The sequence below is a fragment of the Paenibacillus rhizolycopersici genome (assembly GCF_014947195.2).
Lineage (GTDB): Bacteria > Bacillota > Bacilli > Paenibacillales > Paenibacillaceae > Fontibacillus > Fontibacillus rhizolycopersici.
Genome location: NZ_JADCNN020000010.1, coordinates 105,842 through 127,135, shown reverse-complemented (window position 1 = coordinate 127,135; position 21,294 = coordinate 105,842). Strand labels below are relative to the sequence as shown.

Here is a 21,294-nt window from a genome sequence, read left to right as displayed (position 1 = left end):
CCTCAGGCACCCTTTATCAACCGAGCTGCGAACCGCACTTTTGCCTATTGTCTAATCCGTCAGTTTATACCCGCTGCCTTTAGCAAGCGAAGCAGCAATTCCTTGCGCGGTGACTGTGCCTTGCGAGCCCATGAAACCCATTTCTCCGCCTTGCCCCAGATCGGATACAGCACCCGCTCGACCTCGTAACTTGGCAGCGCCTCTACCTGCTTCACCAACAGCGATAGCTTATCCTCGCTCTCCAGCTCCGATTGAATCTTCAGTTTCAGCGAATCGTGAGAGCGTCTGAGGCAAGCGACCAAGACCGGAGTCGAGCGTTCCGTTATACCATAGGTATCGGCAAAAGCCGCCGTGAACTTATCCTGCACCAGCTGATGCTCCTCGTCCACAAGGGCCATGTAAGCTTCAATCAGTGGGAAATAACGTTCGCTTGAAAGTCCCAACCCGAATACGGCGTAACTGCCCGGCATGACACTTTTTTCCCCTTCCGTATCGCCATACCATTCGAACTCTCCCATCGCCTCACGGGCATATTCCTCTAGTAATGGATGCAGCTCGGTGTAGGCCAGCGCATTCGCAAAGAAACGATGCGTATCCGAGTTGGCAAGTCCCTTAATGGGCAATCCCTCTCTCACGCTTGATTTTAGTTTGATTTTGTAGCTTTTGGAGAAGCCCTTACGCAGCAGGGAGAGAATAAAGGAAATCGCCTGCTCGTAAGCTCCGGCTTCTTCCTTACGGATCACAACTGTAATCTGGGAAAAAACATCGTTCGCGTGGCACTCCGTCAACTCATGGCGCAAGTGAACGTCTTCCGGTAAGAAGTTGTCGCTGCCCTCCTTCAACATACGTATGGCTTTGGCGCTGCCAAGCCGCGCGGCCAATTCCAAATAGGTTTGTCCTCTGGGCTTGCTGTAGTTAGGTTCGTAGCGAAGAATCATCCCCGCTCCGTACAAGAGAAGGTCGATGGGCGGATGGGGTTCCTCCCTGTTCTCCAAGGCAGCATCCGGCTTGATCTCATACTCATTGGCCCTGTATTCGGAACGGGTGATATGGTAATAACGCGGCAGGAAGACCTCCTCGGCCCAAACCGTCAATGCCTGAATGATAGAACCTCGATGCTCCGCGAGCGCCTGCGTCCGTCCTTTGTTCAGTTCCTGAATTCGATCAAAGATATGAATCAGCCTTCCGGCTTCCACGTCGTGAAATAAATTCGGGTCCAGCAGATGACGCGTCAAGAAGAAGGTTTCCAGCGGCTTTGTCGGGTACGAACCTTTCTCCAGCTTATTCTCGATATAGGTCTGTATTCGCTCCAACAGCTGCTGCCTTTTCTCTTCAAATACGCTCTCCAGTATCGTTATCCTCACAGGCCCGTCCTTCGTTGCGAACACTCCTGTCAAAGTGAAGCGGTAATCGATGAGCGGCGACGTTGCCAGCTTGTCCAGCCTCTCCTTGACGATCTCCGCCAAACGAGGCTGAACCTCATTCAGTACTTGGTCCCGTGTAAAAGGGGACGCCTTCTCCATCTCGTCGCCTGCTGCATCCCATCCAAAGTCCAAGCTGTCAACTATGATTCTATGCGGCTGGTACTCCAACGTGATGCCATTAAAGGTGCCGATTTGCAACGTGGTGCGTTTGACGGTACCCTCTAAGTCCGTTCGCTTCTCCTGACTGTTGAACCATTGATCAATCTCCGTTCTCATCTCATCTAACGCTTCTTCCTGCAACGTGTTCATGGTCGCCCTCCTTCCAATGTAAGTCCTAAATATTTCCTCTTTCTATCCTATTAGCGACTAGACAGGGATGTAAAGAAGCGCTCGATGATTTGGTTCTTGAGGAGCATTTTATTAACTTCCGAAAATTTTTCCTACAGTCGGTTGACTTCGTGTAACACGAAGGCAGTAACCTGACTGTAGTGCAAGTCGGCAGGATGAGTAAACCCGCCGATTGCCGATAAATTAAAGCTACTAAGGAGGAGTTTCCATGCAAACCGTAACCTTAAACAACGGAGTGAAAATGCCGATCCTCGGCTTCGGTGTCTACCAGGTTCCCGATGCGGAACAATGCGAGAATGCCGTATATGATGCGCTAATGGCGGGTTATCGCCTGATCGATACCGCCTCCGGTTATCTCAACGAGGAAGCGGTCGGACGCGCGATCAAGCGCAGCGGGATTCCGCGCGAGGAATTGTTCATCACGACCAAGCTCTGGGTTCAGGATGCCGACTACGAGAAAGCCAAGCTGTCTTTTGCCAAATCCCTGAAGAAGCTGCAGCTCGACTATCTCGATCTGTACCTGATTCACCAGCCATTTGGCGATTACTATGGCGCTTGGCGTGCGATGGAGGAGCTGTATCGCGAAGGCAAGATCAGAGCGATCGGAGTCAGCAACTTCCTGCCGGATCGCCTGATGGACTTGATTGTGCATAACGTCATCGTGCCTGCCGTCAACCAGATCGAAACTCATCCGTTCTACCGTCAGGTCGAGAGCGCCGCGTTTATGAAGGAACAAGGCGTGCAGCACCAATCCTGGGCCCCGTTCGCTGAAGGTCTCAATCATCTGTTCAGCAACGAAGTATTGAACTCGATCGCGGAAAAACACAACAAATCCGTCGCCCAGGTCGTATTGCGCTGGCTGGTTCAGCAGGGGATCGTTGTGATCCCCAAATCAGTACGCAAAGAGCGGATTGCCGAAAACATCAACATTTTCGACTTTGAGCTCCGCCCTGAGGATATGGATCAAATTGCCGCACTGGATACTCGGGAAAGTCTTTTCTTATCGTACCGCGATCCGGAAGTCGCTAAAAGGATGGGCAACTGGAAAATCGATCTGTAAGCCTAGAACGATAAAATAAACAGAAAAGAGTGCCTCGAAAGCAGAGCAATCGCTCTGCCATTCGGGGCACCCTCTTTTATCTAGATCTCAGTCTTTGCCATAGAGCTCAGACATCTTCTCGATTTGACGCTGCATATTCAGGATTAATTCCGCGGGTTCTATCACCTTTACCCCACTGCCGTAACTCAGGATTTTCTGGAGCGCCCGTTCCATGGACGAGAAATAGGTGATGAGTGACAAGGTTTCGTCCGAATTGACGAGGACTTGATCGAAGCCGAATTCATCGCGCACCCGTGTCTTCATTTCCGGTTGAAAGCGGAGTACCGCCCGTACCTTCTTGAAATCTGCTCGATTCATGAACTGTTGTTCGACATCCTGCAGCGTATAGTTTCGCCTCACAAAATGTTCCGGTAAAATCCTCAGCTCCCCGATACGGGACAAGCGAAATACGCGGAAATCCTTCCGTGTCAGACAATAGCCATAGACATACCAAATATATCCCTTAAGGAACAGCCCCATCGGTTCCAGTGTGCGCTCGGTTTCCGAACCTTTGTTATCCAGATAGGTAAATGAAATGAGGTGAAGGTCTTTGATGGCCTGATGTAACGGAGCGATATGCACTTTATCGTTGGGGGCCGGCTTGAAATCGAGATCCACATGAATCGGGTCTCTGGTGATGTTCTGTTCAGGCATTAACGCACCAATCCGCTCGATTAATCGATCGATTTCGGAATGATCGGTCGCGGAACGTACCCCTCGCAAGGCAGAGCAGATGGAGGAGAAGTCATCCAAGGATAATACCTGCTTCTCCAATCGGTAGCCCTGCATAATCTCATACCCTCCATCCGATCCGGCAAAAGACACGATGGGGATTCCCGCTTGATTGATTGCTTCCATGTCGCGATAAATCGTTCGCAGTGAAACCTCAAATCGCTTGGCCATGTCCGTAGCGCTGACGCGGGGCTGATTCAACAATGTCATCGTAATCGCAAGCAAGCGGTCCAGTTTCATATCACGACCTCCGGTGCGGGAATTCGAATCTCTGGCCTTATTATACCTTCAAATACCGAAGCCTCCTATATCCAACGGGTTAGTGAAAAATAAGATCAGAGGTAGCCGCATTCGGGGCTGCGAAGTAAAGCAGACGAACCCCCTCCTCAGATAGAGCATCTAATTCTCGTTTAGAAAGTGCGCGGAAGGGTTCGATATGCAGAACAGCTCCTCCACGCCCATTAGTCATCTTCCAGGTTCCGGCTACGAAGCCGTCAATGAGGAGGGTTGCACGGATGATTCCGTTCGACGTGAATACACGTTTGCGGTCGTTTTCATTCATAATTCGACTACGGTCCGCATAGGACAACAACATATTATCGAACTCACTTAGAAATCTCGGTGCAGACGGCGAATCGGCATCGGGCCGAGGGGCATTCGGCAGATCGAACAACTCCTCGCCTCGTTCATTTCGGAAAGTGATCAGATGCGGACGAAGAGATTCGATCCTTTCATGGATTCGCGTAAGTCCTGACCATACTTGAATATCCCTGACAGTGGCAGGTCCGAATGCGGCCAAGTAACTTCGAATGAGCCCATCTAGATCTGGCGATGAGGATAGAGGTTGACCGAGCCAGGCCTCCACTGTCGTATGTACAGCTTGACCACTCTCCCCCCATATGCCTCGAGGAGGGATTTGTACTAACGGCACCCGATTTCGGATCACAGCCGTTGCTGCTTCCGGATTCAGCCCCGGCCATTGTTCACCTAATCGCTTACCCAATTCATTAAACGTCAGGGGCTCCTTTTCCACGATTGCCCTCCCTGCCGCAGCAAGCGCTTCTAGGTCTATCCCCTTAATGTGTTTGCCAAAGGATCCCCTTAAGCTGCGGTCCATGACGGACTGCAGCAAAGGGCGTAGTTGCAAAGCGTCGCGGGCAGAGACCAGGTGCAGGGTCGAACGCAGGAGTGCCATACGTACAACCTGTCTATCCCGCATCAGTTGGGACAGCTCTTCGTGCCGGAAACCTTCTAGCCGCGACCACAAACCGAAATAAGGGGCATTCGGGGACTGTGCCTGTAATCCAACGAGCTTCTCGACGACCTCTAAGACAGGGAGCTTAACACGATGAAGCAGCATTTGCCTGGCAAGCAGCGCGCGATTCAACTCACGGTCATTCAGTACTTTTCCGGTAGCCTTCTCGGTTGTTAACCCTTCGTTTCGCACTTTGTCCTCTGCCTCCATGTTTACATCTCCCTTCTACGAAAACCATCATTATAGACCAGTATTAACGGAATCTTCGAAAGAAAGCCTGAATGTCAGGGATGAGAAGGTCCGGTGCATCCATTGCGGCAAAATGGGTACCACGTTCAAATTCCGACCAATGCACAATATTCGTATTATCACGTTCAGCAAATCGGCGGATCGATTTGAAATCATCTCCGAACACAGCCACACCGGTTGGAGTCGTATTGGGTCCTTGCGGCTCGCGCCCCTGGTTGTGCGCATTCTCGTAGTACAAACGAGCGGATGATTCCGCCGTATTCGTCAGCCAATACAAAGTGACATTCGTCAGGAAAGCATCCCGGTCGATATAATCGACATGGTCGCCAAAGCCGCAAAATAATTCGGCAATCCAAGCAAGCTGACCCGTCGGCGAGTCCGAGAGCCCGTAGGAGAGGGTTTGTGGGCGTGTAGATTGGATTGAGTTAAACCCCGCCCTTTCCTGAAAATTAGCCAGAAATTGAAGCTTCTGCTGATCTTCTTCCGATAAGTCCGCCATCTCCGCCGGGTCGCCGGAAGGGAAAGAGAACAGCTGCAGCACATGAATGCCATGCAGCCCATCCGGCTTTTGAATACCCAGTTCTCTGGACACCAGTGCGCCGCAATCGCTGCCGTGCGCACCATATTCCGCATAACCCAAGCGCTTCATTAAGACATCCCATGCTCTTGAAATACGAGCGATATCCCACCCCGCTTCGAGAACAGGTCCCGAGAACCCAAAACCAGGCACGGAAGGTATGACCAAATGGAAGGCTTGCGACGGATCGCCGCCGTGACTGCGCGGATCGCTGAGCGGACCGATTAATTCCAAGAACTCGATAAACGAACTGGGCCAGGCGTGAGTAAGCAACAGTGGAAAGGCGTCCGGTTCAGGCGAACGGACATGTAAAAAGTGAATATTGGCTCCATCGATCATTGTCGTGAATTGAGGATGCTCGTTGATGCAAGCTTCGAATTTTCGCCAATTGTATTCCTTCTGCCAATAAGCTGCCAACTCTTTCACATAGTCGAGTGAAACCCCATATTTCCAGCCTGCCTCGCCTAATGCATCCGGCCAACGTGTCCGGGCCAAACGATTCCGAAGGTCATCCAGATCTCCTTGCGGCACAGAGAGGTGAAACGGCCGGATTTCAGTGCTTCTCTCAGTAAGGATGGGTTTAGAATTCGTCATAAACAATTTCCTCCTCGAAATGGGTTCGTTTGTTGTGCTTTCTATACCCATCCTAAACGAAGCACCCTGACAACATAATGTCAGGGTGCTTGGCGTGCATTTTATTTTTTTAATGATCCGTTTCAACGAGTCTCCGTATAAACTTGGAACGTCACGCCGAATTTGTCCGTGACATCGCCGAATCCAGGGCTGAAGGATTCCTCTTGAAACGGAACATTGATTTGGCCGTCTTGCCGCAAAGCCTCGAAAATGGCTCTGGAGTGCTCGACATGGTTCGTCGTGATGCAAATGGTCACCCTTTTACCATCCCCCAGCGGTGAACCCCCAGGAGTATCCGAAAGCATGATCTCCGCGTCACCCACTTTTAACCTGGCGTGAGCCACAAGACGCTTCAATTCGTCAGTGAATGTATTGGGCATTTCCGGCATCTCGCCGTAAGTAATCATGGAAATGACCTTAGCTCCGATCGCCTCTTCGTAGAACTGAATGGCCTCTCTCGCGCGTCCCTCTAAAGTAATATAGGGAGTAAGCTGAACCGTTCTTGATGGATTTGTAATCATGTTCATGGACACCTCTTTCCTGATTTTCGTCTATTTTTTGTTTCTTGCTTATATAGACGAAAGGCATGCAGGAAGTTCATCGGTGTTATTGTGTTGACTAAAATGAGCCCAGGATTGTCACTGGACTCATTTCATAACCGTTTGAATGTTAAAGTCTGCGGCTCTTCGGGCGCAGCGCCCAGGAGGCCATGGCAAGCGCGGCATAGAAGAGCGGCAAGATCACATGAAATCCATAATCGCCGTAATCATGAGCGAACGCATGAGATAAGGCAGCGCCCGTCATCAGAAAGAAGATTCCGCTATAAGCCCATTCCTTGAGCCGGGGGAAACCCGGCATAACGATAGCAATGACTCCAAGCAGTTTCCAAGCTCCCAGAATGTTCGTGACATATAACGGGAACCCAATATTGGTCACTAACTCGACATTCCCTCCGTAGCGCATCAATTGCCCGATGCCGCTTAAGGCAATCGAGAATGCGAGAATGAGGGTGACGGCCCAATAAGCGGCCATCCTTCCACTAGGGCGGGACCCTACCTTCGTATTACTTTCAGTTCCGATCATCGTATTCATTCCTATTCCTCCTTTGATCTCGTTCACTTCTTCGCGTAGCAACTGGTATCCGTGTGACTCCATCTCCTGCTTGAATTCATCATAATCCTATATCATGTCAAAACATGATACTGTTTAGATGGCTTCGCGGAGGTCAGGATTTATAGCTTGCGATTCTGTGAAACGAATCCTCAAGAGGTCTATAGGTTACATCCGATCTTCCTTGCTGTACATATGCTCCCGTTGCAGATGAACAAGCACCTTGCCGAACCGGCCGCCTTGGCCGGCGGCTCTATTATTGAGCTCATTGATTTGTCCTCGTTATTGGGATTGATTATATTATGGCGGACATGCTGGAACGAGCCGGATGCGTCTTCAGCGCCTCCGAGGTTTCGAAGGAATGGATGCAATCTAAAGCAAGGAGCTTATCAAACATACTTTCTCCGCAACCTGCAAATACAGCTGTCGCTTCTCTTTTTTGGAAGCGCTTTCAGAACTCGTGTCCGGACATTCCTTTATTATTTTTTAGTTGGTAGACCGCGCGTGATCTACCAAGCCATTAGCTTAAGCTGACATAACCTTACTATATGTCACTGACACATTCAATGGTATGTTCCAAAAGAAATTGGATGGAATTTATCTCCATTTCCCAGAAAAATCAATCTACTCTTACCTAATCGCCTGTGCTATTGAAATAGGCTAGAGAGCCGCTATAAAGATCAGTGACATAGTTCAACTTCCCCCATTATAGGGGTCATCCCTATAATCCCAAATTTATATTCAATGTCGCCAACCTGATGAGAAAGGTGTTATCCTTACTAGAACAGTCCTACGCGCATGCGGAACACCGCTCCGTTTGTAGTTAAATGAGCACTGATGCTTGTCAAGGAGGAGTCGTCTTATGCAAGCCAACCGTCACCTTAAATCCATTCTCGCGTGGTGGAGGCCGGCTGTGTTCTCTTTCATGGACTGGGGCGTCTTCGCTCTCCGTTCTTACCATTATCTATTGCTGTCGTCCCGGTTTTTCACCGTAAGTGAACTTTCGAGCCAAACCTGGTTAAACTTCATCTGGCTGATGATTGCATTTATCGTCCCAATGCTATTCTGGTTCCCTGGGCGGCGAATGAGCAAAGGATGGTTTTGTATCCTGGAGCTCTTGCTCGGAGGTTCTTATTATATAAACTCCGTCTTCCATCCGGATCTGGCTTCAAAAGCAGACTACTTGTTGCCGAGTCTTACAATGGGATATTTATTGAATAAACGTACTCTCTGGATCATTCCTGCCGTGACTTTGATTCCTTTTACTTTTCAAACCTACCTGGGATCATCTTGGGAGCAGACCCTTAGTATGGGAGTAGACAATCTGTTATTCTGCTTCATCGGGATATGGGTCAGCTTCGTAGCCAAAGCGTATCATCAGAAGAACGAAATGGCCGCTGAGATCGAGCAGCAAAATAAACGGTTAACCCTCTATGCCGCTGAGATCGAGAAAATGACCTTGCTTGAAGAACGCAACCGCATGTCCAAAGAACTTCATGACACGCTGGGACACTCCTTTATCTCCCTCATCATGAGTCTGGACGCCTCCATTGCCCTATTGGATCGCAAGCCCGCCGAAGCCAAAGATCGATTAATTCGTTTAAGAGAGTTGACCGAACAAAATCTGGACGAAATGAGAAATTGGGTTCACGAGATGGGAGATGAAGAGTCCAATCTTACACAACAGGTCGAAGAGCTTGTGGACCGTTTCCGGGAGCATACGGGAATTGTCCTGAATTTGAGTCTGGTCGGTACCGAGCCTCTCTTGCGTTTTGAAGGGCAACAAGCGATCCTTCGGGTCATTCAGGAGTCTTTTACAAACGCACTCAAACACGGGAAAGCGTCCCAACTGGATCTGGAGCTTCGATTTTCCGAGTCGATGCTGCAATTAATCATTCGAAATAATGGCAAACCCATGGATAAGCTGGAATACGGCTTCGGCTTGACTACGATGAACCATCGGATCGAACAACTGGGGGGCAGCTTGCGGGTTTCTTCTAAGGAGGAGAATATAACGGTCACCGAAGTTAGATGTGAAATCCCACTCAAAGGAGTTATGCGGTATGTCCAAAATTAAAGTGCTGCTTGCCGATGATCAGGAATTAATTTTGGAGAGTCTCCATATTGTCCTTTCGATGGAAGAGGATTTGGAGGTTGTGGGGTTAGCCAAGAACGGGCAAGAAGCCATTGAATGCTGTGAGCAGTCTCCGCCGGATGTGGTACTCATGGACATCAATATGCCCGTCATGGACGGTGTTGCCGCAACGGCACGGATTAAAGAGCGGTTCCCAACCATCCAAATTATCATGTTGACCTCCTATCGCGAAGTCGAATATGTAGTGGCGGCATTAAGTCATGGTGCGGAGGGTTACCTGCTCAAAGCCATTCATCCCAAGGACCTGGCCGCCGGCATCCGGGTGGTTCATGCGGGAGGGACCCTAATCACGCAGGAGATGGCGAGTAAAATGGTCAAAAAGATGAGCAACAGCCCGGCCGCAGAGAGTAATGAGTACGGACTCAGCCCCCGCGAAATGAGCGTGCTGCATAAGCTGGCCTCCGGCCTGCGCAATCAAGACATTGCTGAAGCGTTGTCTCTTAGTGAAGGGACGGTTAAAAATTATGTCTCCACGATTTATTCGAAGCTGAACGTGAAAGGGAGACGGGAAGCCGCACGTAAAGCCCGAGATTCAGGAATCATGGATTCTTTATAACCCGGTCCTGACCAAAATCATGACGAAATGGCACTGCCTCTTTATGACTTTTTCAGCGTATACTCCTAACCATTAAGCAATAGAGGAGCTGAAGCAAGACATGAAGAACACTTCTGCACACAAGGCAAATTCATTTTTACGTTTCCCCCTCACTTGGATGGTCGCAGGCACGATTGGGATCATTCTCGTAGATGTATTATTCCGGCTGCTAGCTGGGGATGTAAAGGGAATATCCTCCCTTCTGTTAACTCTAACGGCTAGCATCGGGGGCATCCTCGTCTATTGGCTCACGATGAAACACTTAGCTCGTCGGTCCATTTCTGAACTATCCAGACAACGCGCAGGCGTGGAAGCGGGCAAAGGATTCCTAATCGGGGCCATCTTTATTCTTGTGTCTACTTTGATGATTGTGATTCTGGGGGGCTACTCTCTTCAATGGGCCCCTGCTGCGGATACGAATCTGATTCTACTCGCTTCCATTGAAAGTGCCTTAAGCGCAGCCATTATTGAGGAGCTGATCTTTCGCGGGCTGATGTTCCAGGCGATTCGCCAATGGTTGGGTAACTGGCCGGCACTCGCTGTAACCTCCTTATTCTTTGGGGTAGCCCACCTCGGGAATACCGGGGCAACTCTATGGAGCGCGTTCGCGATCACCATTGAAGCAGGCGTCCTGCTCGGCGCCGCCTACCTGTGGCGTCGGAACCTGTGGTTTGCCATGGGGCTGCACTTTGCCTGGAATGCACTTGAAGCTTTGCTTGGCATACCTGTATCCGGTCACCCTGCAACCGGCCTGTTTACGGTAACCGTGAGCGGCGCTCCACTTCTCACCGGAGGCGATTTTGGACTTGAAGGTTCTATTGTGCCGGTGATGGTCAGCCTTCTGATCGCTATTCCGATGCTGATTGCCGCTTCGCGGAATCGGGCATCGTCAGCCCCGCGTAACAAGTTTATCGACGAATGAACAGCGATTAATAATTTTCTTTTGCCTCATCGTATTTCCACCCTTCTCCTCCCCATTTTAGTACTGTTCCCCGGGAATCAGCTGCTTGGCAATCTTGATGAGTCATTTACTTTTCGTACTGTTCAGTCAAAATATATTTGACCGTTCAGTCCGGAAAGTGATATAGTGAGTCTAGAGCTTCCCCCTTTGCTAAGGCTCCATTCTCTTTAGAAAGCGAGGCAATCGAAATGAATACCTTGACTAACGGGCAGGCTGAGCAGCTGATTCAACTCTTCGCGGATCGTTATATTCGAAAGGATTATGATGCATTTCTCGATTTGTTTGCGGACGATATCATCTTCGAATTTCCTTATTCCCAGGAACCGAATCCTAGGCGTCTGGACGGGAAGGCGGCGCTGAAGCCGTATCTGGAGAATTTGGAGAAGGTGCTTGAAATCACCTCATTCACCCCGCCGGTCATTCATGTAGCGGCCGATGCCCCGGTGTTCTTCGCTCAGTTCGAGGCGAGTGGAAAACTCCTTATGACTGGCCAACCTTATGAACAAAGCTATATTTCCGTAGTCAAGGTTCAGGAGAATGGCAGGATCGTTCATTATCAAGACTACTGGAATCCATTAGCCGCAACTTAATACTAGACCTTAATGAGAACTAAAGGAGATCACGATATGCCTAATGAATCATCCACCCGTATTCTACTAACCGGAGGACAAGGCAAGACTTCTTCTCGCATCGCACAGCTGCTGCAAAATCAGGGCGTTCTGGCTCGAAGAGCCGGACGTAGCTTACCCAAGCCCGGGGATCAACAAACCGGGGAATCGGTCCGTTTCGATTGGTTCGATGGCTCCAACCACGATCAAATCCTGCAGGACGTCCATGCTGTCTACCTGATCGCACCTCCAAGTATGAACCCTGAGGAAGTCATGATCCCCTTTATCCGCAGGGCTATTGACGCTTCGGTAAGGCGCTACGTCCTGTTATCCAGCGCCTCGATTCCGGAGGATGGCCCTGTCTTTGGAGCGGTTCACCGTTACTTGCATGAGCATGTCCCCGAATGGGCTGTCCTGCGCCCCTCCTATTTCATGCAGAACTTTACGGATCCCGGACACGGACACGGAAATTCCTTGCGCCAAAGCGGACACCTTTATACGGCAACTGGGGATGGCAAGATCGGTTTCGTTGACGCCGAGGATATTGCCGCTGTTGGCTTTCATGCCCTGACGGACAAGGAACCCCCTAACCGGGAGCTTATCATTACGGGTCCAGAATCCCTCACCTATGACGATGTGGCCAAAGTGATCCGCAGCGTGACCGGCCTGAACGCTGCCCATATTCATATCACACCGGAGCAACTTACAGAGAGGCATATGGCGACTGGTTTGCCGGAGAGTTATGCCAAAAACCTGGCCGAAATGGATATCCGTATTCGCCTCGATGGATTGGAGGATCAGGTTACGGACACGGTGTTACGTGTGACCGGGCGAGAGCCGCGTTCTCTAGAGCAGTTTATTTCAGAACATAAGTCATCATTTCTAACTAAAGTATTATCCTAAGATAAAAGGCTCTCCCGTCACCATTTATGATGACCTGGGAGAGCCTTTTGAGGTTCATATGTTTGAATAAGATCTACCGTTTAGTGCCTTGTATCGTCCGAAAGACCATTAGAACCATCTGCAGGAGTCCAAGCAGCTTCGGTTCTTCTATTCCCAGCTTGGCTGACGTGATCAAGGCGATCCGCTCATGCACCAGGAACCGGGCCAGGTCTCGGATGTTCACCTCTGAGCCGATTTCCCCTTCCTCCACCGCCCGTTCCAGCATCGTGTAGAAGGTCAGCTCCGACAGCTCTATACTCTCTTGCAGATAAACCGCCAGTTCCTCATGATGAGGCGCCTGCTCAATCGCACTGCTAATAATGAAGCATTCCAAACGCAGTTCGGGATCAACTAGGACTTTAATGATGGTCAAAAATACGAGTTCCACCTTGTCAACGACCGTTCCCGGCCCCTCGCAATGCTGCTGCAACTCCCGATTCTTCTGATCCATATAATGCTTAACCGCTGCGAAGAAGAGATCCCATTTGGTTCCGTACGTGTCATATATACTTTGGCGGGCAATGCCCAGCCCTGAAATCAAATCGGGCAGCGAGGTGCCTTCATAGCCACGATTTCCAAAGACATTCATGGCTTTATGCAAGATTTCATTCGTGTCAAAGGCCTTCGTTCTTGCCAACGCTAGCGCCCCTTCCTCCAGTTATTCATAATAAGTAATTATACTATAGCTGGTGGAGAAGCCGCCTTCATTTCATAGATTTTCTGGAGCGTCTCTACATGCTTCATCTTCTCGTTCTCGTCCTCTGTATGGAGAACCCAATCCACGAGCCTATAGCCGAACAAGAAAAGAATCATCTCGTAGACGCAATCATCGACGATAGAAGCTACATCCACATACTCCGCAAAACCTTTGTAATACGCGGGGACGCATCGTTGGTAATATTCAACCATGTGATCGATATCCGCTTCATCCGCAATCAGACTGGCGATATCCTCGCCCAAGTAGCCCCATCCACTGGTATCCCAGTCGATGAGCGTGATTTTCCCGTCGGCAAAGATCAAGTTGGCCACCCAGAAATCCCGATGGCATAACACGAGGGGCAGTTTCTCGATGCGGGCGATGATCTCGTCTGCGTGTTCATCGATGTCGATGAGCATTTGACGCACGTGCTGCGGCAATTCGCAATCCTCCGAGCGGATATAATTGTAGACAACCGGCCATGCCCGGTAATGCAGGTATGTATTCTTCATAAAATCGGCATGGCTCAGGTTGGTCAAGCTCTGCAACACGGCGGGCTGTTCCGCATAAAGCTTGCCTTGATAACGCCCTAAGTCCAGCGCGGCCTGTTCATACACGTCACCCGTCAAGTCTAGATCCGATACACCATCGATATAATCCAGCCACAGCTGGAATTCACTACCTTCGGCATTCATCTCGGCGTAATAACAGGTCGGCCAGCGAAAAGCATCCGGGAACGTCGTTTCCAAGTCAGACGCGTAAAGATCATACTCTCTACGCCATGAACCCGGGTCGCCGTAACGCTCCCATTTCTTCTGAATTTTCAACACGATACGGTACGGCAACTCTTCACCATCCACGGTTTCGGCAACTCCCGTGACCAGGTACACATTTCCCACCGTTCCGCCCTTTAACGGCATCGTCTGGTAGTCGGCTGAGATGATCTCCCTCTTGAACCGTTCGCTTAAGACATAAGTGAGCGTCTCGAATTTTATATCCATGCTTTTCCCCTCCCTTCGAGGATCCCGTTCCCTTATGTGAAATATTCAATTGTGGCGTCAGGAAAATAAGTGCGGATATACCCACCTAGCGTCTCTTTCATATCCTCCTGCTCCAGATCGGTATAGACGTATTTCCCTATCCCATATCGTCCCCACTTCCACTTCCGCTTGGATTCATCAAGCTCCAGCTTGGTCATCGGATAATTCTTCTCAATGACACGCTTCGCCGGCTTGGTAAATCGATGCTGTATCAATTCGAACGTCAAATCTTTCTTTGAAGAAGAGGGAAGGATGGTCTCTAGTTTCTCGAACATGTCCTTATACCCCTCTTTCCATCCGTCATGCAAATAGATCGGAGCGATAATGAACCCTAATGGATATCCTGCCTCCGCCACTTTTCTCGCTGCCTCCATCCTCTCCGCTTGTCTGGATGTGCCTGGTTCAAAATTTTGAATGATATAATCGTCATTCATACTAAAGCGAAACCGGGTCCGACCATTATGCTTGGCATCCAGCAAGTGATCGATATGAGCGAACTTCGTTACGAAGCGCAACTGTCCCAACTCTGACGCGCCAAAATATTCGATGGCTTTCTTGAGCGTATGGGTTAGGTGATCAATCCCTGCGATGTCCGACGTACATGAGGCTTCAAACCTTGTTATCTCAGGGGCTCTTTCCTTCATGTATTGGTCCGCGGCTTCAAAAATATCGTCAATATTGACATAAGTCCGAATATACGGTTTACTTCCCATCGTCGTCTGTAAGTAACAATAATGACAATGGCCCATGCATCCTGTGGCGAACGGAATGGCAAACTCTGCGGAGGGCTTGGACGTATCAAACTTTAAGGTTTTCCTCACTCCGACGACTAGCGTAGACTTCGCCACTCGATATTTTTGAAAATCGTTGTCCCCCGGCAGGTTTCGGATTTGGTTATGCGAGGTCGTTTCCCGAATATCCAAACCCATGTTTTCGAATTTGGCCAGCAATTCTCTACCTAGTGGATAATCCAATGCCCTGGGCTCCACATATACGAGTTGAGGGACGAATGGCTTAACCATAATAGGCTTCCGCATCCGATAACCCGAAGGCTTCTCGATAGGCCGTTTCCGCTTCACTCGCTGTTGAATACACAGCGATCTCCTCGTTTAGCGGATAATACGTTTCGTAAACAAATAGTGCAAAATCTCCTGGTGAATTGGGATCGCTCACGACAGCTGCTTCCTGCACATTGGCGACTCCCTGTACATGCGGGTTTCGAATAATGACATACACAACTTGTCCGGGTTGATACTCACTCATCACTTTACCGCACCCCTTATCCATAACATTTGAACTAGTGTCACACGAAATAAGGGGGAATATACCAGCATTCGAGGATTCCATTCATCCGATTTACAATGCTCTATAGATCTTAATATCTAAACCAGACTCCGTTGAACTTCCCTCGGCAACTAGGATGTCATCATTTAAAAAGGCTAAAGCCTTACTGTCCGTAATCACTTTAGGGTAAGACCTGAACAATACATTTTTCAACTTGTGATTCATATTTCCGTTATTCTCAATATAAACCTTGCATCGTTCGCCTGTGTGATCCTTCCCTTCAAGCATATACCTAGCTGATAAGGTATGAGGATGATCCAACTTTCCAATAATTTGGGTATCTACCCCTCCGGCAAGGATTTCTCCTTCAAAATACTTCCCTGTGACCCGCCCCTTAAAAGAAATCATGGTTACGGAATCTCCATCACGATGGTTCAAATGGATCGAACTCTCGATTTGAACATGTACCGTAAATATTTCTTCAAACTCCATGGTCCAGACCTCCTGTATCTTTCAGCAGCGATTTGATACTAGTATATCACTCCCTTTAGAGTTTGCGGCTTTTTGGACACAGCGCCCAGGAGGCCACCCCAAGCGCGACATAGAAGAGCGGAAGAAAAACATGAAATCCATAAACACCGTAATTAAATGCAATCGCTACACAGCGACGTTGTTTGTTCTCAGGAAATTTTTATTCACCCATTTTCCTGAAAATAGTTATTAGTCTAGCTCATAACAGGCCATTCGTCCATGCCTAATAAATCAATTCACGTACACTGAATAATCTTAGTGGGGAGGTGTCGTGGTGAGTTGTCCCGATTTAAAAAAACGGTGCAAAAAGAAAACCGTAACTGTGTGTCATCCGAAAAGAAAACCAAAGAAACATCGTGTTCGAGTAGCCAAGAAGATTGTTTGTAAAAGGTGTCCTCCGCCTAAAGGACGTGTATTGCTTCAAGGGCTTGCAGAAGCCATCTCTGAAGCTGGACCGCAAGGACTTGCAGGAGCACTAGGGCCCCAGGGAGCAGCAGGACTTATTGGGGCAATTGGCGCTCTTGGTCCACAAGGAATCGCAGGAGCGCTTGGACCTGAAGGGCTTGCAGGACTTGTAGGCGCGATTGGCGAACTCGGACCGCAAGGACTTGCAGGAGCACTGGGACCCCAAGGAGCAGCAGGACTTATTGGGGCAATTGGCGCTCTCGGCCCACAGGGAATCGCAGGAGCGCTTGGGCCGCAAGGAATCGCAGGACTTGTAGGCGCGATTGGCGAACTCGGACCGCAAGGACTTGCAGGAGCACTGGGGCCACAAGGAGCAGCAGGACTTATCGGGGCAATTGGCGCTCTTGGCCCACAAGGAATCGCAGGAGCACTGGGACCCCAAGGAATCGCAGGACTTGCGGGAGCCATCGGTGCAGCTGGATTGACCGGACCGGCAGGACCCGCCGGAGCAGTAGGCCCAGCAGGACCGGCCGGAGCAGTGGGCCCAACAGGACCGGCCGGAGCAGTGGGCCCAGCAGGGCCGACAGGAGGAGTTCTAGGTTTTGCAGATTTCTTTGCATTGATGCCGCCGGACAATGCAGCAACAGTTGCTCCAAACACGGACGTAAGTTTTCCGCAAGATGGTCCCCTCAGCGGGACTGCGATTACTCGCATAAATGCCAGCTCGTTTAACCTGGCCGCGATAGGTACCTATCAAGTTTTGTTTCAGGTGAATGTAAATGAAGCAGGTCAATTGCTCTTAACACTAAACGGTGATGACCTGGCATATACGGTAGTCGGACGTGCGACAGGAACTTCGCAAATCGTAGGTATGGCACTTGTGCAGACATCACTCATTAATTCCGTTCTCACCGTTCGAAATCCAGCAGGGAATTCCACGGCACTCACAATCACTCCGTTGGCTGGGGGAACGAGGCCCGATTCCGCACACCTTGTTATTCTACAGATCGCTTAGGGAAGAATATTCTGGACTAACCGCAGCAGCCTGGAACTTTTCTATTCGGTCCAGGCTTCCGCGGTTTCCACGTTTTCTACCCTCGATCGTACCCGCCCAACCGGGTTTGATACGGTTCAGCGCGCTGTTTGTAACGATAAGTAATTGAGCCATTCAAACTCCGCTTGCAGCATATCTCGCAAAAGCTCATATTGTTGCTTCGCGGCAACGCGGTTGCCAGCGTAGGGCAAGTGAAATTTTCCCCATCGCAGGCTTGATTTTATAGGATCCAATTTGTCGTAAGTTAAAAACCTAAGAAGGTCTCCTACTAAACCTTTGAATCGCTTCCTCGGTCACCGGCTTGAAAAGGTTAAGGAGGTTGCCGTCGGGATCGCGGAACAGCATAGAACGGTTCCCCCACGGCATCGTGGTCGGTTCCATTACCCAATCATCGACAAATGGCTCCAAGCGCGCATATTCGGCTTCGACATCGTCGACGAGGAATTCCAGAATGACCGTGCGGTTATGGGCCCCCACAGCGGAACCGACGCCGAATAGCTGCGTTGTATGGGAGTGGCCGATGGCAAGAGTGCATGAGGGCAAGGCGAGCTCGGCAAATACAGGCGCGGGCCGCTCCGCCGAAACCCCCATGACTTTCTCATAGAACTCGACAAGACGATCCACGTCGTCCGTAATGATACGTACAGAAGCAAAATTCACAAATGATCATCCTTCCTCATATCTGTCTCCTTTACATTTACATGTCCAATTATAAAAAACCGCTACTGACAGCATCATGTCAGTAGCGGTTTAGCATTTTTTGGGCTTCCTCACGAATCCGATCTCGGAGCGATTCGGGTTCTAATGCGATTACGCCCGCCCCCCAGCCAAGCACCCATGGCAGCAATTCATCCAGCTGACGAACGCGTAAGACCACATCCATTCCATCGGGATGCTCTTTCATATCCTCTACGTAAGGATAGTTTGATTCCTTCACCTTATCTGCGATGTCAGGCGTAAATCGAAGGCATACCCGCAAGTGACGATCGTCTGTGGGTGTATACTCCTTTAAGTCAAAATGCTCAGGGATTTCGAAACGTTCATCCAGCTCGATCAACTCAGTCATCCGGGACAACCGGAAATGGCGGATGTCTTGGCGTAGATCACACCAGGCCACAAGCATCCAGGCTCCTTCAACATGTACAAGGCCATAAGGAGCAACTGTACGTTCGCTATGGCGGTTCCTTGTGGAATCCGGAAATTTTCTCGAATAATGAAATCGGACCTTTCGCCCATTGAATAGAGCTCGGCGGATCTTATCGAGATTCTCCCTTTCGTTTGACGAAGCTGGCGGTTTGCCAGGTGAGAGAAGGCGCAGCGACTTGCGGATCCGGGAAGTCTCATTGCGAACACGCTCTGATAGAGTGACCTCAATTTTTTTCCTAGCCACAACAGCTCTATCCCGATATGCATCATCAAATCGTTGCTCGACAAAATCAGTTCCTATAAGCAAGGTCATGGCTTCCTCAATTGTGAAACGGATCGGAGGTAGAAAATAACCCTCCATTAAGGAATACCCTGTGCCTGGAGTACCTATAATCGGAACGCCTGCTTCGCTGAGCGCCTGAATGTCGCGATAGATGGTCCGCACACTGGTTTCAAATTGTGCCGCCAAATCTTCGGCACGTAACACTCGCCTGCCTTGCAGCTCCAGCACGATGGCCAACAACCGGTCCGTTTTGTTCATCGGCTGTTCCCTTGCCCCTTCACCGATTCCATGGGTACTTCATCTCCTGATATCCGACATCCCATAATTTCACGTTCCCCTCTAGGGTAATCGTGAGCTCATGGGCCCCTTGCAAGTAGATGGAGGACATCCCAAGTTCATGGCCCAGAGCTTCTGCGGACGTGGACAGGTACTCCTGCCCATCAGCGGATAGCCGTAAACTCCCCTGAAAATCCTCTTGATCGGGAATCCCATAATTCAAGTAGATATAAAGCTCCTTTTCGCCTAACGAATACGTGTAAGTCACCGTATTTTTATCTTCCGTGCTATACACATTATATTGAGGTACTACGTTTTGTCCACCAATTTGAAAGTTGTCTCGCGTGACTCCCTTTGATGAATCGGTACTGCTGCTTTTCAGCTCGTTAAGCGCGACAAAAGGGCCCTGCTCTTTCGTGAACGCTTTGTCGATAAGCCCGAAGCTCGCCCAAACCCCAATGAGCAGGACAACAACGGAGATGCCTGTAACAACTAGGTTTCTTCTGACCTTTTCGGTACGAAACCCCAATCTATACGCCCCGAATCCAACTGCCGCGCCGGATGAGTTCTGAATAACATCGTTAATGTCAAAACTGCCGAGCAAAGTGAAGGCCTGAACGGTTTCCAGCACGAGGATAGACAGGATGAATAGGCTCATAAACCGAAGAAAACCAGTCCGATATAACAACGGAATTAGAATACCAAAAGGAACAAAGGCAGCAACGTTCCCAAAGCCCACAAGATCCATAAGCGTAGGATGTAGAAGGTCGGATAAATCCGGCAGTCTAAAAAAACCGTCCGGCATAAACATAAAGGTGTAACCCGTCTCCCGATCTACCGTATCTGCTCTGCCAAAAGCGAGAAACATAAAAAAAAGAATGAAAACCGTATAGGATAGCGTTATGACAAAAATCGTCTTACGTTGCTTCGTATTCATCTTCTTCTCCTTTATCTTTGCGTTCGAAACCGTGAATGGGTTGCGGACTCATTAAACCCTTTTAAGATGAGCCACACCGCAAGGATCATTTCATTGGCGAAGATTGGGAGCGCCAAGATCCCGCCCCAAGCCGAGACTTGATCAATGACCCCAAACATTTCTAATAAGGCAGCAAGCAGAACTAAGGCTGACCCGGTCAAACCCAATATCGGGATAAACCTGGGTACAAGCTTCGACTTATAAAAAATGTAGCTATACATCATCGTATTGATTCCCAGAAAAAAATTAGGTCCTAGCAAAAATGTGTAATCGTGCACGGCTTTTAGCAATGTACCCGAAACCCGATAGGAAGCGATATCCGGCCCCCCCGCTGCTACATAGTCCTGGCTTAAGGCCAACAAGGACATTACGCTGATGACCCCTACCGTAATCACAATGGCCTCCAAAAACCGGAAGCAAACATGCCAAATCGCAATCGTTCGACTATATTGTTTCAAATAGGGGAACATCATGGTCGCTGTACCTATCGCTGAAACGACAAGGATCAGCTCCATAAGCGACCCCAGAACCACCTGATTCGCATGTGCGGCGCCTTGAATCAGGTAGTCCGAATCGTTCAGGAGCGGTTTATACAAAATAACACCTAGTATAGCCGTAAGGGCAGCAATAACAAAAAGAACACCTGTGATCCTTGATGCAGTCTTCGTTGAGAAATCCAATTCCCTCACCTCTCCTCTGAGTTTTCTCCATAAAAGAATACCTCTTCCAACGGCAAGTTAAAGGCCCGTGCAATACGAAAGGCCAGCTCCAGTGACGGGGAGTAGTTTCCCTTTTCAAGAGCCACAATCGTTTGCCTGGTTACACCAACCTTGTCGGCCAACTGCTGCTGAGTCATTTCATGATGATTGAACCGTATTTTTCTGATGTGATTGCCAACAAGAATTTTACCCATC

24 protein-coding genes are annotated in these 21,294 nt (G+C 49.5%); 8 read left to right on the top strand and 16 right to left on the bottom strand.

Annotated features, from left to right (window positions below; translation table 11 throughout):
* Positions 1-59: 59 nt before the first annotated feature.
* The gene (locus IM700_RS12985) at positions 60-1,733 is read right to left on the bottom strand and encodes a DUF6138 family protein (protein WP_193417532.1); all 1,674 of its coding nucleotides are present in this window, start codon (positions 1,731-1,733) and stop codon (positions 60-62) included.
* A gap of 247 nt (positions 1,734-1,980) precedes the next feature.
* Between IM700_RS12985 and IM700_RS12980 the strand changes: the two genes are divergently transcribed.
* Positions 1,981-2,832 (top strand): aldo/keto reductase, encoded by an 852-nt coding sequence (locus IM700_RS12980; RefSeq protein ID WP_193417533.1) that lies wholly within the window; start codon positions 1,981-1,983, stop codon positions 2,830-2,832.
* Positions 2,833-2,919: 87 nt separating this feature from the next.
* Here the strand turns inward: IM700_RS12980 and IM700_RS12975 are convergent, their stop codons facing one another.
* The 5 genes from IM700_RS12975 to IM700_RS12955 form a co-directional block, all read right to left on the bottom strand.
* Positions 2,920-3,843 (bottom strand): helix-turn-helix transcriptional regulator, encoded by a 924-nt coding sequence (locus IM700_RS12975; RefSeq protein WP_193417534.1) that lies wholly within the window; start codon positions 3,841-3,843, stop codon positions 2,920-2,922.
* A gap of 79 nt (positions 3,844-3,922) precedes the next feature.
* Positions 3,923-5,068, bottom strand: coding sequence for a winged helix DNA-binding domain-containing protein (locus IM700_RS12970; RefSeq protein WP_193417535.1), 1,146 nt, complete (start codon positions 5,066-5,068; stop codon positions 3,923-3,925).
* Between the two features lie 43 nt (positions 5,069-5,111).
* Positions 5,112-6,278 carry an epoxide hydrolase family protein gene (locus IM700_RS12965; RefSeq protein WP_193417536.1) on the bottom strand — a complete coding sequence of 389 codons (1,167 nt, stop codon included), beginning with the start codon at positions 6,276-6,278 and terminating at the stop codon, positions 5,112-5,114.
* Between the two features lie 122 nt (positions 6,279-6,400).
* Positions 6,401-6,844, bottom strand: a complete 444-nt coding sequence (locus tag IM700_RS12960) for a VOC family protein (RefSeq protein ID WP_239483869.1) — start codon at positions 6,842-6,844, stop codon at positions 6,401-6,403.
* 142 nt (positions 6,845-6,986) lie between these two features.
* The gene (locus tag IM700_RS12955) at positions 6,987-7,409 is read right to left on the bottom strand and encodes a DoxX family protein (protein WP_193417537.1); all 423 of its coding nucleotides are present in this window, start codon (positions 7,407-7,409) and stop codon (positions 6,987-6,989) included.
* Between the two features lie 1,327 nt (positions 7,410-8,736).
* On the opposite strand from IM700_RS12955, the gene IM700_RS12950 reads away from it, so the two are divergent.
* The 5 genes from IM700_RS12950 (at position 8,737) to IM700_RS12930 (ending at position 12,649) form a co-directional block, all read left to right on the top strand.
* On the top strand, positions 8,737-9,504 hold the full coding sequence (locus IM700_RS12950) for a sensor histidine kinase (protein WP_239483867.1): 768 nt from the start codon (positions 8,737-8,739) through the stop codon (positions 9,502-9,504).
* Positions 9,491-10,138 (top strand): response regulator transcription factor, encoded by a 648-nt coding sequence (locus tag IM700_RS12945; RefSeq protein ID WP_193417538.1) that lies wholly within the window; start codon positions 9,491-9,493, stop codon positions 10,136-10,138. Before IM700_RS12950 ends, IM700_RS12945 begins: the two co-directional genes overlap by 14 nt.
* Positions 10,139-10,238: 100 nt before the next feature.
* The gene (locus IM700_RS12940) at positions 10,239-11,099 is read left to right on the top strand and encodes a CPBP family intramembrane glutamic endopeptidase (RefSeq protein ID WP_193417539.1); all 861 of its coding nucleotides are present in this window, start codon (positions 10,239-10,241) and stop codon (positions 11,097-11,099) included.
* Positions 11,100-11,326: 227 nt separating this feature from the next.
* Complete coding sequence (locus IM700_RS12935; protein ID WP_193417540.1) at positions 11,327-11,728, top strand: nuclear transport factor 2 family protein; 402 nt, start codon at positions 11,327-11,329, stop codon at positions 11,726-11,728.
* Positions 11,729-11,764: 36 nt separating this feature from the next.
* Entirely contained in the window at positions 11,765-12,649 is an 885-nt protein-coding gene (locus IM700_RS12930; RefSeq protein WP_193417541.1) for an NmrA family NAD(P)-binding protein, read from the top strand.
* Positions 12,650-12,722: 73 nt separating this feature from the next.
* Here the strand turns inward: IM700_RS12930 and IM700_RS12925 are convergent, their stop codons facing one another.
* The 5 genes from IM700_RS12925 to IM700_RS12905 form a co-directional block, all read right to left on the bottom strand.
* The gene (locus IM700_RS12925) at positions 12,723-13,325 is read right to left on the bottom strand and encodes a TetR/AcrR family transcriptional regulator (protein WP_193417542.1); all 603 of its coding nucleotides are present in this window, start codon (positions 13,323-13,325) and stop codon (positions 12,723-12,725) included.
* Positions 13,326-13,363: 38 nt separating this feature from the next.
* Entirely contained in the window at positions 13,364-14,386 is a 1,023-nt protein-coding gene (locus IM700_RS12920) for a phosphotransferase family protein (protein WP_193417543.1), read from the bottom strand.
* Between the two features lie 32 nt (positions 14,387-14,418).
* Entirely contained in the window at positions 14,419-15,447 is a 1,029-nt protein-coding gene (splB, locus tag IM700_RS12915) for a spore photoproduct lyase (protein WP_193417544.1), read from the bottom strand.
* Positions 15,440-15,688 (bottom strand): transcriptional regulator SplA domain-containing protein, encoded by a 249-nt coding sequence (locus IM700_RS12910; protein ID WP_193417545.1) that lies wholly within the window; start codon positions 15,686-15,688, stop codon positions 15,440-15,442. The genes splB and IM700_RS12910 overlap by 8 nt, the downstream gene beginning before the upstream one ends.
* A 93-nt stretch (positions 15,689-15,781) precedes the next feature.
* Positions 15,782-16,201, bottom strand: a complete 420-nt coding sequence (locus IM700_RS12905) for a DUF3237 family protein (protein WP_193417546.1) — start codon at positions 16,199-16,201, stop codon at positions 15,782-15,784.
* A 623-nt stretch (positions 16,202-16,824) separates the two neighbouring features.
* On the opposite strand from IM700_RS12905, the gene IM700_RS23215 reads away from it, so the two are divergent.
* Entirely contained in the window at positions 16,825-16,962 is a 138-nt protein-coding gene (locus IM700_RS23215; protein ID WP_239483865.1) for a hypothetical protein, read from the top strand.
* Positions 16,963-16,968: 6 nt separating this feature from the next.
* Positions 16,969-17,130: a hypothetical protein gene (locus IM700_RS23210; RefSeq protein WP_213622472.1), complete on the top strand. Its 162-nt coding sequence runs from the start codon at positions 16,969-16,971 to the stop codon at positions 17,128-17,130.
* 821 nt (positions 17,131-17,951) lie between these two features.
* On the opposite strand, the gene IM700_RS12895 is transcribed toward IM700_RS23210, so the two are convergent.
* The 5 genes from IM700_RS12895 to IM700_RS12875 all read right to left on the bottom strand — a co-directional run bounded on the left by IM700_RS12895 (position 17,952) and on the right by IM700_RS12875 (position 21,293).
* Positions 17,952-18,359 (bottom strand): VOC family protein, encoded by a 408-nt coding sequence (locus IM700_RS12895; RefSeq protein WP_193417548.1) that lies wholly within the window; start codon positions 18,357-18,359, stop codon positions 17,952-17,954.
* 79 nt (positions 18,360-18,438) lie between these two features.
* A complete protein-coding gene (locus IM700_RS12890; RefSeq protein WP_193417549.1) occupies positions 18,439-19,386 on the bottom strand; it encodes a helix-turn-helix transcriptional regulator in 948 nt (315 codons plus the stop codon).
* A 19-nt stretch (positions 19,387-19,405) separates the two neighbouring features.
* Positions 19,406-20,341, bottom strand: a complete 936-nt coding sequence (locus IM700_RS12885) for a VanZ family protein (RefSeq protein WP_155604605.1) — start codon at positions 20,339-20,341, stop codon at positions 19,406-19,408.
* Positions 20,342-20,352: 11 nt separating this feature from the next.
* Positions 20,353-21,069 (bottom strand): DUF4386 domain-containing protein, encoded by a 717-nt coding sequence (locus IM700_RS12880; RefSeq protein ID WP_280516400.1) that lies wholly within the window; start codon positions 21,067-21,069, stop codon positions 20,353-20,355.
* On the bottom strand, positions 21,066-21,293 hold the full coding sequence (locus IM700_RS12875) for a helix-turn-helix transcriptional regulator (protein ID WP_155604603.1): 228 nt from the start codon (positions 21,291-21,293) through the stop codon (positions 21,066-21,068). The genes IM700_RS12880 and IM700_RS12875 overlap by 4 nt, the downstream gene beginning before the upstream one ends.
* Between the last annotated feature and the right edge of the window lies 1 nt (position 21,294).